Origin of the sequence: Antarcticimicrobium luteum (assembly GCF_004358185.1) — a bacterium.
Taxonomy (GTDB): Bacteria; Pseudomonadota; Alphaproteobacteria; order Rhodobacterales; family Rhodobacteraceae; genus Antarcticimicrobium; species Antarcticimicrobium luteum.
In genome coordinates, this window is sequence record NZ_SMUV01000064.1 from 1 (window position 1) to 12,710 (window position 12,710).

12 protein-coding genes and 1 pseudogene are annotated in these 12,710 nt (G+C 67.2%); 12 read left to right on the forward strand and 1 reads right to left on the reverse strand.

Annotated features, from left to right (window positions below):
- From E1832_RS10150 to folD, 11 genes and pseudogenes are all read left to right on the forward strand, one after another.
- Positions 1 to 433: pseudogene (locus E1832_RS10150) on the forward strand (energy transducer TonB); the annotation flags it as partial.
- Positions 430 to 1,752, forward strand: coding sequence for a Tol-Pal system beta propeller repeat protein TolB (gene tolB, locus E1832_RS10155; RefSeq protein ID WP_133359641.1), 1,323 nt, complete (start codon positions 430 to 432; stop codon positions 1,750 to 1,752). The pseudogene E1832_RS10150 and the gene tolB, both read left to right, overlap by 4 nt.
- 70 nt (positions 1,753 to 1,822) lie before the next feature.
- On the forward strand, positions 1,823 to 2,326 hold the full coding sequence (gene pal, locus E1832_RS10160) for a peptidoglycan-associated lipoprotein Pal (RefSeq protein ID WP_133359642.1): 504 nt from the start codon (positions 1,823 to 1,825) through the stop codon (positions 2,324 to 2,326).
- Positions 2,327 to 2,342: 16 nt separating this feature from the next.
- Positions 2,343 to 3,179 carry a tol-pal system protein YbgF gene (ybgF, locus tag E1832_RS10165; protein WP_133359759.1) on the forward strand — a complete coding sequence of 279 codons (837 nt, stop codon included), beginning with the start codon at positions 2,343 to 2,345 and terminating at the stop codon, positions 3,177 to 3,179.
- The gene (tilS, locus tag E1832_RS10170; RefSeq protein ID WP_133359643.1) at positions 3,176 to 4,429 is read left to right on the forward strand and encodes a tRNA lysidine(34) synthetase TilS; all 1,254 of its coding nucleotides are present in this window, start codon (positions 3,176 to 3,178) and stop codon (positions 4,427 to 4,429) included. Before ybgF ends, tilS begins: the two co-directional genes overlap by 4 nt.
- Positions 4,430 to 4,505: 76 nt before the next feature.
- The gene (gene ftsH, locus E1832_RS10175; RefSeq protein WP_133359644.1) at positions 4,506 to 6,422 is read left to right on the forward strand and encodes an ATP-dependent zinc metalloprotease FtsH; all 1,917 of its coding nucleotides are present in this window, start codon (positions 4,506 to 4,508) and stop codon (positions 6,420 to 6,422) included.
- A gap of 122 nt (positions 6,423 to 6,544) precedes the next feature.
- Complete coding sequence (locus tag E1832_RS10180; RefSeq protein ID WP_133359645.1) at positions 6,545 to 7,327, forward strand: methyltransferase domain-containing protein; 783 nt, start codon at positions 6,545 to 6,547, stop codon at positions 7,325 to 7,327.
- 39 nt (positions 7,328 to 7,366) lie between these two features.
- Positions 7,367 to 7,942, forward strand: a complete 576-nt coding sequence (locus E1832_RS10185; RefSeq protein WP_133359646.1) for an MOSC domain-containing protein — start codon at positions 7,367 to 7,369, stop codon at positions 7,940 to 7,942.
- Between the two features lie 167 nt (positions 7,943 to 8,109).
- Positions 8,110 to 9,786 (forward strand): formate--tetrahydrofolate ligase, encoded by a 1,677-nt coding sequence (locus E1832_RS10190; RefSeq protein WP_133359647.1) that lies wholly within the window; start codon positions 8,110 to 8,112, stop codon positions 9,784 to 9,786.
- A complete protein-coding gene (locus tag E1832_RS10195; RefSeq protein WP_133359648.1) occupies positions 9,786 to 10,334 on the forward strand; it encodes an invasion associated locus B family protein in 549 nt (182 codons plus the stop codon). The genes E1832_RS10190 and E1832_RS10195 overlap by 1 nt, the downstream gene beginning before the upstream one ends.
- 17 nt (positions 10,335 to 10,351) lie before the next feature.
- Positions 10,352 to 11,269, forward strand: coding sequence for a bifunctional methylenetetrahydrofolate dehydrogenase/methenyltetrahydrofolate cyclohydrolase FolD (folD, locus tag E1832_RS10200; RefSeq protein ID WP_133359649.1), 918 nt, complete (start codon positions 10,352 to 10,354; stop codon positions 11,267 to 11,269).
- A 1-nt stretch (position 11,270) separates the two neighbouring features.
- Here folD and E1832_RS10205 read toward each other — a convergent pair whose 3' ends face one another.
- Positions 11,271 to 11,690, reverse strand: a complete 420-nt coding sequence (locus E1832_RS10205) for a PaaI family thioesterase (protein WP_133359650.1) — start codon at positions 11,688 to 11,690, stop codon at positions 11,271 to 11,273.
- 179 nt (positions 11,691 to 11,869) lie between these two features.
- Between E1832_RS10205 and E1832_RS10210 the strand changes: the two genes are divergently transcribed.
- Positions 11,870 to 12,706 (forward strand): LytTR family DNA-binding domain-containing protein, encoded by an 837-nt coding sequence (locus tag E1832_RS10210; protein WP_133359651.1) that lies wholly within the window; start codon positions 11,870 to 11,872, stop codon positions 12,704 to 12,706.
- Positions 12,707 to 12,710: the final 4 nt, after the last annotated feature.

The following is a 12,710-nucleotide window of genomic DNA, read 5'->3' on the forward strand; positions in this document are numbered from 1 at the left end:
CCCCGCACCGGCCGCGTCCGCCGCCCCGACCGAGGACGCCGTCGCCGCCGCCCTGGCCGAGGCGCTGGGCGGTGCGCGCGAGGCCGCCCCCACCGCCGCCCCCACCGGCCCGCCGCTGAGCGCGGGAGAGAAAGAGGCGCTGCGCGTGGCGGTGTCGTCGTGCTGGAATGTCGGCTCGCTCTCGTCCGAGGCGCTGGCCACCACGGTGGTTGTCGCCGTATCGTTAAGTCAGGATGGCAAACCGCAGATGGAGACGATCCGCATGATGTCCTATTCGGGTGGCGGCGAGGGCGCGGCGAAACAGGCGTTTGAGGCGGCGCGCCGGGCGATCATCCGCTGCGGCGCGACAGGATTTAGCCTGCCGGCGGCGAAGTACGATCGCTGGCGCGATATTGAGATGACATTCAATCCCGAGAGGATGCGGATCAAATGAAGAGATTTCTGCTGAGCTTCCTTCTGGGATGGGCGGTTGTCGCCCATTCCGCCCTGGCGCAGGACAGCGGCCCGCTGCGGATCGAGATCACCGAGGGGGTGATCGAGCCGATGCCCTTCGCGGTGCCCGATTTCGTCCCCGACAGCCCGGCCGCTGGCGAGGTGGCCGCGCAGATCGCCCGGGTGATCGCCGCCGACCTCTCCGGCACCGGTCTGTTCCGGGAAATCCCGGCCGAGGCGCATATCGGCCGGGTCGGCGATTTCGATGCGCCGGTCCAGTTCGCCGACTGGAAGGCGATAAATGCCCAGGCGCTGGTGACCGGCGCGGTATCCTCCTCGGGCGGCCGGGTGACGGTGCGGTTCCGGGTCTGGGACGTGTTCTCGGGGGCCGAGCTGGGCAACGGGCTGCAATTCGCCGGCTCTGTCGAAGGCTGGCGCCGGATGGCGCACAAGGTGGCCGACGCGGTCTATAGCCGGATCACTGGCGAGGGCGGCTATTTCGACAGCCGGGTGGTCTTCGTTTCCGAAAGCGGGCCCAAGAACGACCGCAAGAAGCGGCTGGCGATCATGGATTACGACGGCGCCAATGTGCAGTATCTGACCGACAGTGCCGCGATCGTGCTGGCGCCGCGGTTCTCGCCCACGGGTGACCGGGTGCTCTATACCAGTTTCGAGACCGGATTTCCGCGCATCTATGTGCTCGACGTGGGCCGGGTGCAGCGCCAGGTCCTGGAGACGCAGGAGGGCACCATGAGTTTCGCCCCCCGCTTCGCCCCGGACGGCAACACGGTGGTGTTCTCGCTGGAGCAGGGCGGCAACACCGATATCTACACCATGGATATCACCAACGGGCAGACCCTGCGCCTGACCTCCTCGCCGTCGATCGAGACCGCGCCCAGCTATTCCCCCGACGGCAGCCGGATCGTGTTCGAAAGCGATCGTTCGGGCACCCAGCAGCTGTATATCATGGCGGCCTCGGGGGGGCAGGCGAAGCGGATCAGCTTTGGCCAGGGGCGCTATGGCACCCCGGTGTGGTCGCCGCGCGGCGACCTGATCGCCTTTACCAAACAGAACAAGGGGCGGTTTCACATCGGCGTGATGCGCACCGACGGCAGCGAGGAGCGGCTGCTGACCGCCTCGTTCCTCGACGAGGGGCCGACCTGGGCGCCGAACGGCCGGGTGATCATGTTCACCCGTGAAACAAAGGGCGCGCGCGGCGAGGCGACGCTATATACCGTCGATATCACCGGGCGGAACCTCAGGCCGGTGCGCACGCCCGGCGGCGCCTCGGACCCGTCCTGGTCGCCGTTGCAGAACTGAGCCGCGCGTTCACAACCCATGGCGGATATGGTAGAACAACCATAGAAAAACATACTGAGAGGCAATTGGCATGAAATCCCTTCGTACCCTGGTTCTGGCCTGCAGCGTCGCGGCGGTCGCGGGCTGTTCGAACTCTTATCTTGACGATACGAACTCGGTCGCTCTGGGCGGGCCGGGCGGCGCCGCGGGGCTTCCGTCGGATCCGACCTCGATAGCCTATTTCCAGCAGGCGATCGGCGACCGCATCCTGTTTTCGGTGGATCAGTCGACACTGGACGACGCCGCGCGCGTGGTGCTGACGGCGCAGGCCGACTGGCTGACCTCAAACCCCGACTACAGCGCCGTGATCGAAGGCCACGCCGACGAACAGGGCACCCGTGAATACAACCTCGCGCTGGGCGCGCGGCGGGCCAATGCGGTGCGCGAATTCCTGGTGTCGCGTGGGGTGGCGGGCAGCCGTCTTAAGACCGTCAGCTACGGCAAGGAACGCCCGCTGGAGATTTGCAGCGCCGAGAGCTGCTATGCCAAGAACCGCCGCGCCGTCACCGTGCTGGCCGGCGGTCTGACCGGGTAGGGGGAGCGGCGAGATGATGCGCGTTCTGATCCTGCTGGCCTTCGGGGGGCTGATGTCACTGCGCGCGGTGCCGTTGGCGGCGCAGCAGGCCGAGACGCTGGCCGACATCCGGCAGGAGCTGAGCGTGCTCTATGTCGAGATCCAGAGGCTCAGACGCGAGCTGTCGACCACCGGCGCGCCGCAGGTGGCGGTGGGCGGCGGCAGCGTGCTGGAGCGCGTCGGCGCCATCGAGAGCGAGTTGCAGCGCCTGACCGCCCAGACCGAAGAGCTTGACCATCGCATCGGCCGCATCGTCGAGGACGGCACCAACCGGATCGGCGATCTCGAGTTTCGGCTGGTCGAGCTGGAGGGCGGCGATGTGAGCAAACTGGGCGAGACCACGACGCTGGGCGGCGATACCGGCGGCGCGGCCGGCGCGCCTGCCAGTGCAGCGGTGCCGGCGCAGCCATCCGATGCCGGCAGCGAGCTGGCGATGGGCGAACAGGCCGATTTCGACGCCGCCAACGCCGCGCTGCAAGGGGCCGACTATCCCCGCGCCGCCCAGTTGTTCGCGGCCTTCAACGGGGCCTACCCGGGCTCGCCTCTCGCGCCGCGGGCGCTTCTGGGGCAGGGACGGGCGCTGGATGGGATGGGCGATACCCGCGAGGCGGCGCGCGCCTTTCTCTCGGCCTTTACCAGCGATGATTCCGGCCCGACCGCGCCCGAGGCGCTGTATGAACTGGGCGCCGCGCTGGGCCGTCTGGGCCAGATCGACCAGGCCTGTGTCACACTGGGCGAGGTCGGCGCGCGCTTTCCCGCCGCCGGGGCGGTGGCGCTGGCGCGGCAGGAAATGGCCGACCTGGGCTGTTCTTGAGCGCATCTGACGCCGATATTCTGGCCGCGGTGCGGGCGTGGTTCGGACCGCAGCCGCCGGCCAGGCTCGCCATCGCGCTGTCCGGGGGCGGCGATTCCGTCGCACTTCTTCATATTCTGAGCCGCGCGTTCGAGCCGAGGCAGGTGCGGCTGGCGGCGGCGACCGTCGATCATGGGCTGCGGGCGGACGCCGCGCAGGAGGCAGCGGCGGCCGCGCGGCAGGCCGCCGCATTGGGTGTGCCGCATGCCATCCTGCGCTGGCGGGGGTGGGACGGGCAGGGCAATCTTCAAGACGCTGCCCGCACCGCGCGCTATGATCTGTTGTCCGACTGGGCGCTGGGGCAGGGGATCGGCGCGCTGGCGGTGGCCCATACCGCCGACGATCAGGCCGAAACCCTGCTGATGCGGCTGGGGCGCGCGGCGGGGGTCACCGGCCTGGCCGGGATTCCGCCCCGGAGGTTGCGCGGCGCGGTGATGATCCTGCGCCCGCTGCTGGGGATCGGGCGCGACGATCTGCGCGCCTATCTGCGCCGCAATGGGCTGGAATGGTCCGAAGACCCCTCCAACCTCGACACCAAGTTCACCCGCGTGCGCGCGCGCGAGGCCCTCTCCGGTCTGGCCGATCTGGGGGTGACGCCTGCGGCGCTTACCCATGTCGCGCGCAACATGGTCCGGGCGGAAGAGGCGCTGGGCTGGGCCGCCTTCGAGGCCGCCCGCACCGCCGCCCGCGTCGCGGCAGGCTGCGTCGTGCTCGATCCGCGCGCCCTGCGGCTGATGCCGGACGAGATTGCGCGCCGCCTGCTGGTCGGCGCGCTGGCCTGGGTCGGCGGCGGCGGCTATCCGCCGCGCCGCCGACCGGTCGCGGCGCTGCTGGCGGATCTGCACCGGGGACAGGGCGCCACGCTGGCCGGCTGCCGCGTCCTTGAGCATCGCGGCGAGATCTGGATCTGCCGCGAGGTCAACGCGCTGCACGACATCCGCGTCGCGCCGGGCGGGATCTGGGACCGGCGCTGGCGGCTGAGCGGCCCCGGGGCGCAGGGCTGCGAGATCCGCGCACTGGGCGCGGCGGGGCTGGCCCACTGCCCGGAGCGGGCCGCCACCGGGGCGCCCCGTGCCGCGCTGGAGGCCTCTCCGGCGGTCTGGCGAGAGGGCGATCTGATCGCCGCGCCGCTGGCCGGGCGGGCGGCCGGATGGCGCGCGGAACCGGCGGAGGATGGCCCCGCCTTTCCCGCAACCCTTTTATCGCATTGAACCTGACCCAATGATCTCTATTTTACCTGATGACACACGGTCGCCCTGAGGCGGCCGCGCATTTAGGAGAGTTTCCTTGGGCAACGCACGAAATATCGCCTTCTGGGTCGTTCTGTTCCTGCTGATCCTGGCGCTGTTCAACCTGTTCAGCGGGAGCGGCAGCACATTGCAGAGCCGCGAGATCACCTTTTCCGACTTCGTCAGCGCGGTGAAGAACGAAGAGGTCAGCCAGGTCACCCTGGACGGCGAACAGGTCCGCTTTCGCGGCACCGACGGGCAGGACTACGTCACGATCAAGCCGGAAGACGCGCAGATCACCGATCTTCTGATCGCCAACAACGTCCCCATCAGGGCCGAGAAACAGGAGCAATCGGGTTTCCAGTCGTTCCTGATCACCCTGCTGCCCTTCGTGCTGCTGATCGGCGTCTGGATCTATTTCATGAACCGGATGCAGGGCGGCGGCAAAGGCGGCGCGATGGGCTTTGGCAAGTCCAAGGCCAAGATGCTGACCGAGAAACAGGGGCGCGTCACCTTTGACGACGTGGCCGGCATCGACGAGGCCAAGGAAGAGCTGGAGGAGATCGTGGAGTTTCTGCGCAACCCGCAGAAATTCTCGCGTCTGGGCGGCAAGATCCCCAAAGGCGCGCTGCTGGTCGGCCCTCCGGGCACCGGTAAGACGCTGCTGGCGCGCGCCATCGCGGGCGAGGCTGGGGTGCCCTTCTTTACCATTTCCGGTTCCGACTTCGTGGAAATGTTCGTCGGTGTCGGCGCCAGCCGGGTGCGCGACATGTTCGAACAGGCGAAAAAGAACGCGCCTTGCATCGTCTTCATCGACGAGATCGACGCCGTCGGTCGTCATCGCGGCGCCGGCTATGGCGGCGGCAACGATGAGCGGGAACAGACGCTCAACCAGCTGCTGGTCGAGATGGACGGGTTCGAGGCCAACGAGGGGGTGATCATCATCGCCGCCACCAACCGCAAGGATGTTCTGGACCCCGCGCTGCTGCGTCCGGGACGGTTCGACCGCCAGGTGACGGTGGGCAACCCCGATATCAAGGGCCGTGAAAAGATCCTGGGCGTGCATGCCCGCAAGACCCCGCTGGGCCCCGATGTGGACCTGCGCATCATCGCCCGCGGCACACCGGGATTTTCCGGTGCCGATCTGGCCAACCTGGTGAACGAAGCCGCCCTGATGGCCGCGCGCATCGGCCGGCGCTTTGTCACCATGGAAGATTTCGAGAGCGCCAAGGACAAGGTGATGATGGGGGCCGAACGGCGCAGCATGGTGCTGACCGCCGATCAGAAGGAAAAGACCGCGTATCACGAGGCCGGCCATGCGGTCGTGGGTCTGAGCCTGCCGATGTGCGATCCGGTCTACAAGGCCACGATCATTCCGCGCGGCGGCGCGCTGGGCATGGTGGTCAGCCTGCCCGAGATGGACCGGCTGAACTGGCACAAGGACGAGTGCGAGCAAAAGCTGGCCATGACCATGGCGGGCAAGGCGGCCGAGATCCTCAAGTATGGCGAGGAGCATGTGTCCAACGGTCCCGCCGGCGATATTCAGCAGGCCAGCCAGCTTGCCCGCGCCATGGTGTTGCGCTGGGGCATGTCCGACAAGGTCGGCAATATCGACTATGCCGAGGCGCACGAAGGATACAGCGGCAGCACCGGCGGATTCTCGGTCTCGGCCCATACCAAGGAGATGATCGAGGAGGAGGTGCGCCGTTTCATTCAGGCCGGTTATGAACGTGCGGCCCAGATCCTGAACGAAAAGAAAAAGGATTGGGAACGTCTGGCCGAGGGGCTGCTGGAGTACGAGACCCTGACCGGCGAAGAGATCAAGCGCGTGATGAAGGGCGAGCCGCCGCATCTGGATGACAGCGGCGCCGGCGACGCCGATCAGGGCAGCGCGCCCAGCGTCACCGCGATCCCCAAGACCAAGCCCAAGAAAACCCCACCCGAAGGCGGGATGGAGCCCGAGCCCAGCGCGTAACTGCCGGGCGCGGAGGCAAGAACTGGCGGCCGGGGGCAACTCCGGCCGTTTCTTTTTGGGTTGATCCTGGAATGTATACATATGTATACCAAGCTTGATCGACCGACTTGGAAGGACGTGAAATGCCCCGGCCAGACTGGAACCCAGACCTTTACGCCAGGTTCGGCGATGTCCGCCTGCAACCGGCCATCGACCTTGCCGCGCGCATCGGGGCGCTGCCGCCCGGTGCGCTCTGCGATTTGGGATGTGGCGCCGGGGTGGCGGGCGCGCTGCTCAGGGGGCGGTTTCCGGAACGGGCGCTGATCGGCGTCGACAGCTCGCCCGCGATGCTTGAGAAGGCCGGCGCAACCGGCCGGTTCGATGTGCTGGTCGAGGCCGACGCGGCGGCTTGGGCGCCGCACGAGTCGCTGGCGCTGATCTTTTCCAACGCGCTGCTGCACTGGCTGCCCGATCATCAGACGCTGCTGCCCCGCCTCGTCGGGCATCTGGCGCCGGGCGGCGTTCTGGCGGTGCAGATGCCGCATCAGAACGGCGCGCCCTCGCACCGGCTGTGGCACGATCTGGCGGCACAGCATTTCCCCGGCCGGTTCGATCCCGCCAGCGCGTCGGGCATTCTGGAACCGACCGATTATGTCCGCATCCTGTCGCCGCTGGGCGAGGTCGCGCTGTGGGAGACCGAGTATTTTCAACAACTCGCGCCAGCGCCGGAGGGGCACCCGGTGCGGCTGTTCACCAGTTCGACCTTCGCCCGCCCGGTGCTTGGGGCGCTTTCGCCGGCAGAGGCAGCAGAGCTCATCCGCCACTACGATGCCGCCGTGAGCCTGGCCTATCCGCCGATGCCGGACGGTTCGGTGCTTTTCCCCTTTCGGCGTCTGTTCTTTCTGGTGCAGGTTCCCGGGGACTGATCCCGGCGGGCCTGCCGCCGGACCGAAGACGGAGGCGGCATGGCCACATTGAAACTGACGGAACACGAGGGCGAGGTGGTCTGGCTGGGCCATGTCCCGGCGGGCGGCACGCTGCGGTCGCGGCCGGTGGAGCGGTTGGAGCTGGGCTTCAACGGCGTCTCCGGTGGGCGGCACGAAGGGGAAAACCGCCCCTCCTGTTCGCGGGTGCTGAACCTCTATCCGCGCGACACCGAGATCCGCAACGTGCGTCAGCTCACGATCCTGTCGGAAGAGGAGCTGGCCGGCATCGCCGCCACGATGGGCGAGGATAGCCTCGACCCCGCGCTGCTGGGCGCCTCGATCGTGCTGCGCGGCATTCCCGATTTCACCCATCTGCCGCCGTCCTCGCGGCTGCAATCGACCGGTGGCACCACCCTGACCGTGGATATGGAGAACCTGCCCTGCGTCCTGCCGGGGCGCGAGATCGAGGCGGTCCACCCGGGCAAGGGCGCGGCGTTCAAACCGGCGGCCGAGGGGCGGCGGGGCGTCACCGCCTGGGTCGAGCGGCCCGGCCCGCTGGCCCTGGGCGACCGGCTGCGCCTGTTCATTCCGTCGCAACGACCCTGGAACCCCTGACGCTCTGCCGTCGCGCGGTGTCCGGTTTGTATCGAAGAACGGGCTTTCGCCGTTTCAAGACGCGAAAAGGTCGGAAAATCCATTAACCTCGCGGCCGTCGCGCGGTATCGGTGGCACGACTCGGCGCCGAGTGCCGGGCCGGAGGGACATTTTGGGGGACCGCGCCGATGAGCTTCAAATCCGACATCCAGATCGCCCGCGAGGCGAACAAGAAACCCATTCAGGAGATCGGCGCAAAGCTGGGCATGACGTCCGACGATCTGCTGCCCTATGGCCATGACAAGGCCAAGGTCAGCCAGCGCTTTATCGACAGCGTACAGGGCAACAAGACCGGCAAGCTGATCCTGGTCACCGCGATCAACCCGACGCCCGCAGGCGAGGGCAAGACCACCACCACCGTGGGCCTCGGCGACGGGCTGAACGCGATCGGCAAAAAGGCCGCGATCTGTATCCGCGAGGCCAGCCTCGGCCCCTGCTTCGGGATGAAGGGCGGCGCCGCCGGCGGCGGCTATGCCCAGGTGGTCCCGATGGAAGAGATGAACCTGCATTTCACCGGCGACTTCCACGCCATCACCAGCGCCCACAACCTGCTGGCGGCGATGATCGACAACCACATCTACTGGGGCAACGAGCTGCAGATCGACGAGCGCCGGGTGGTCTGGCGCCGGGTGATGGACATGAACGACCGCGCGCTGCGCGATATCGTCACCAGCCTGGGCGGCGTCACCAACGGTTTCCCGCGCCAGACCGGGTTCGACATCACCGTCGCCTCCGAGGTGATGGCGATCCTTTGCCTCGCCACCTCGCTGACGGATCTGCAGAAACGTCTGGGCGACATCATCGTCGCCTACCGCCGCGACAAAACCCCGATCTATGCCCGGGACATCAAGGCCGACGGCGCGATGACCGTGCTGCTCAAGGACGCGATGCAGCCCAACCTGGTTCAGACGCTGGAGAACAACCCCGCCTTTGTCCACGGCGGTCCCTTCGCCAATATCGCGCATGGCTGCAACAGCGTGATCGCCACCACCACCGCGCTCAAGACCGCCGATTACGTGGTGACCGAGGCCGGTTTCGGCGCCGACCTGGGCGCCGAGAAGTTCATGAACATCAAATGCCGCAAGGCCGGGCTCGCGCCCGACTGCGTGGTGCTGGTCGCTACCGTGCGGGCGATGAAGATGAACGGCGGCGTCGCCAAGGCCGATCTGGGGGCCGAGAATGTCGCCGCCGTGCAGGAGGGCTGCGCCAACCTCGGCCGCCATATCGCCAACCTGAAATCCTTCGGCGTGCCGGTGGTGGTGGCGATCAACCATTTCGCCGGCGACAGCGAGGCCGAGGTGCAGGCGGTCGGCGATTATGTCGAAACCCAGGGCTCCGAGGCGATCCTGTGCAAGCACTGGGCCGAGGGCTCGAAGGGGACGATCGAGCTGGCCACCCGGGTCGCCGAGATCGCCGACAGCGGCGCCAGCCAGTTCGCGCCACTCTACAAGGACGATCTGCCGCTGTTCGACAAGATCGAGCGCATCGCCAAGCGGATCTACCGCGCCGATGAGGTGCTGGCCGATCAGAAAGTGCGCAACCAGCTGAAGGAATGGGAAGAGGCCGGCTATGGCAACCTGCCGATATGCATGGCCAAGACCCAGTACAGCTTTACCACCGATCCGACCCGCCGCGGCGCACCCACCGGCCACAGCGTCCCGGTGCGCGAGGTGCGCCTGAGCGCCGGGGCCGGTTTCGTCGTGGTGATCTGCGGCGAGATCATGACCATGCCGGGCCTGCCGCGGGTGCCCTCTGCCGAGGCGATCATGCTGAACGATCTGGGCCAGATCGAGGGGCTGTTCTGATGATGCGATATGTTCTGGCGGGGCTGCTTCTGGCGGCGCCCGCCGGCGCGCAAGACTGGTTCCTGCATGAGTACGGTGAGCTGAGGGCCTATCACGGCGACTGGCTGGCGGTCTGCGACGAGGCGGGCGCCGGTCCTTGCCGGGTGGTGCAGACCGGCACCGATCCCGGCTCGGACGCCTATTTCGACCTGCGGCTGGCGGCGCAGCGGATCGACAACTCGCCCGACTGGGCGATCGAGGTGATGGACCGCAACATGCCCGCGCAGGGGCTGACCGAACTGACCCTCAGCTTTGACGGGGTCGCGGTCGCGGTGCCGCAGGGGGCCTGGACCGCGGGCGATATGCTCTCTCCCAATGCCTCCGACACGGTCACGATCCGCGATCCCGACCTTGCGCTCGATCTGGTCGCGCGTATGAAGGCGGGCAATCGCGTGACCGTCACCTATGCGCCTTTGGGCGAGGGGGACGGGCGGGCCAGCTTTCCGCTGCGCGGGGTGACGGCGGCGATGAACGCGATCGAGGCGCGGGTTCTGGCGCGGCAGGAATAATCGGACGAGGACATGACATGACGGCACAGATCATCGACGGCAAGGCCTTTGCCGCCAGCGTGCGCGGCAAGGTCGCCGGGCAGGTGGCCCGGCTGACCGCAGATCGCGGCATCACCCCGGGTCTGGCGGTGGTGCTGGTGGGCGAGGATCCGGCCAGCCAGGTCTATGTCCGCTCCAAGGGCAAGATGACCGTCGAAGTGGGGATGAATTCCTACGAGCACAGGCTCGAGGCCGACACCTCCGAGGCCGATCTGCTGGCGCTGATCGACCGGCTCAACACCGATCCGGCGGTGCATGGCATCCTGGTGCAATTGCCGCTGCCTGCCCATCTGGACGAGGCGCTGGTGATCAACGCCATCGATCCCGCCAAGGATGTGGACGGCTTTCACATCTCCAACGTCGGGCTGCTGGCCACCGGGCAGAAGGCGATGGTGCCCTGCACACCGCTGGGCTGCCTGATGATGCTGCGCGACCATTTGGGCAGCCTGTCGGGGCTGAACGCGGTGGTGATCGGGCGGTCGAACATCGTCGGCAAGCCGATGGCGCAGCTGCTGCTGGGCGACAGCTGCACCGTGACCATCGCGCACAGCCGCACCAAGGATATTCAGGAGGTGACCCGCCGCGCCGATATCGTCGTCGCCGCCGTCGGCCGGCCGGAAATGGTGACCGGCGACTGGATCAGGCCCGGCGCGACCGTGATCGACGTGGGCATCAACCGCATCGACGCGCCCGAAAAGGGCACCAACGAGGATGGCAGCGTCAGGACTCGGTTGGTCGGCGATTGTCACTTCGACAGCTGCGCCGAGGTGGCTGGCGCCATCACCCCGGTGCCCGGCGGAGTGGGGCCGATGACCATCGCCTGCCTTCTGGCCAACACGCTGACCGCCTGCTGCCGCGCCAACGGGCTGGCCGAGCCCGAGGGGCTGACCGTCTGATCTAGGACCCGGACGGCACCGGCACCATGGTCCCGGTCAGCACGGCCACCAGCGTCTCGGTGTCGCCGTCGAGCGCGTGTACATCGGCCGAGACCACCACCAGACGCCGGCCGGCCTTGATCACCCGGCCAGTGGCGCGCAACCTCTCGCCCCGCCCCGGGGCCAGCAGGTTGATCTTGATCTCTGCGGTCATCACCTCGCTGTCCTCCGGCATGACGCTCAGCGCGGTATAACCGGCCGCAGTGTCGCCCAGTGCGAATGTCAGCGCCGCATGGGCGACGCCGTGCTGTTGCCGGCTGCCCGGCAGGATGGGGGCCGAGACCACCACCTGCCCCGCCGCGACGCTGTCGAGCCGTGCCTCCAGGGTCTGCATCATCGTCTGGCGGGAAAAGCTTTCAGCGATCCGGTTGTGCAGCTTCATGCCCGGTGCCTCCTTAGTCTGTTGCGGAGGGCGTGGCCTCCGGGAAAACCTGACCGCCACACCCGGCGCATTCGGGTGGCACGGCTTGACGTCACGGAAGTTTGTGACAAAACAGGATATTATCTGGCCTGATAGATATTTAAGGTCAATTCAATAGATATCATTTGAATGGCGGTCGATTGACGTTTTTTTCGAACCGACTTATCCGGAGACGTTTTCTCTCGCCGTTTTCACGGGGTGAGGCGGCTATCTGGTCTCTGTTCTCCTTTTTCGCCGCCTATACCGGGCCTTTCGGCACCTACAGTCTCGGGTTTGGACGCCGGCTGGCCTATTGGACGCTGGTGGTGATCCTCTCGGCGCTGATGGCCAATGCCTTTGCGCGCGCGGCGCGGCGCCTGATCGGCCCGGGCCACCGGCAGTGGCGGGATCTGGTCGTGGTCGTGCTGATGACCGTGTTCTTTACCCCGGTTCTGATCGGGCTCACCCGCTATTTCCTCAAGATGGATTTTTCCAACCTGTCGGATGCGCTGTATTTCGGGCAGTATGTGGCGATCATATCACTCGGTGTCACATCCGGGCGCCGGGTTCTGCCCCGAATGATTCCCGGTCTGCATTCCGACATGGCGCGCTGGGGGGCCGTCGCGCCGCCCGATCCCGTTCCTGAACCCGACCCTGAAGCTGAGGCTGATGCCGAAACGCCGCCGCAACCCCGGCTGAAGCGGCGCCTTCCGGATTCATTTCAGGGTCCGATCCTTCGGCTGACGGTCGAGGATCACTTCGTGGACGTCATCGCGCCCGGCACGGTGTATCGTCTGCGCATGCGTTTTGCCGATGCTATCGACGAGATGGACCCGGTCGAGGGTTTTTGCACCCACCGCTCGCATTGGGTGCGGCGCGATGCGGTCGACGGCGTCGAACGCGACGGCACCCGTGTCCTGCTGCGTCTCACCAACGGCGATCTGGTTCCGGTCAGTCGCACTTATCGCCCGAAGCTGGAACAGGCCGGCCTGCTCTGAGCGC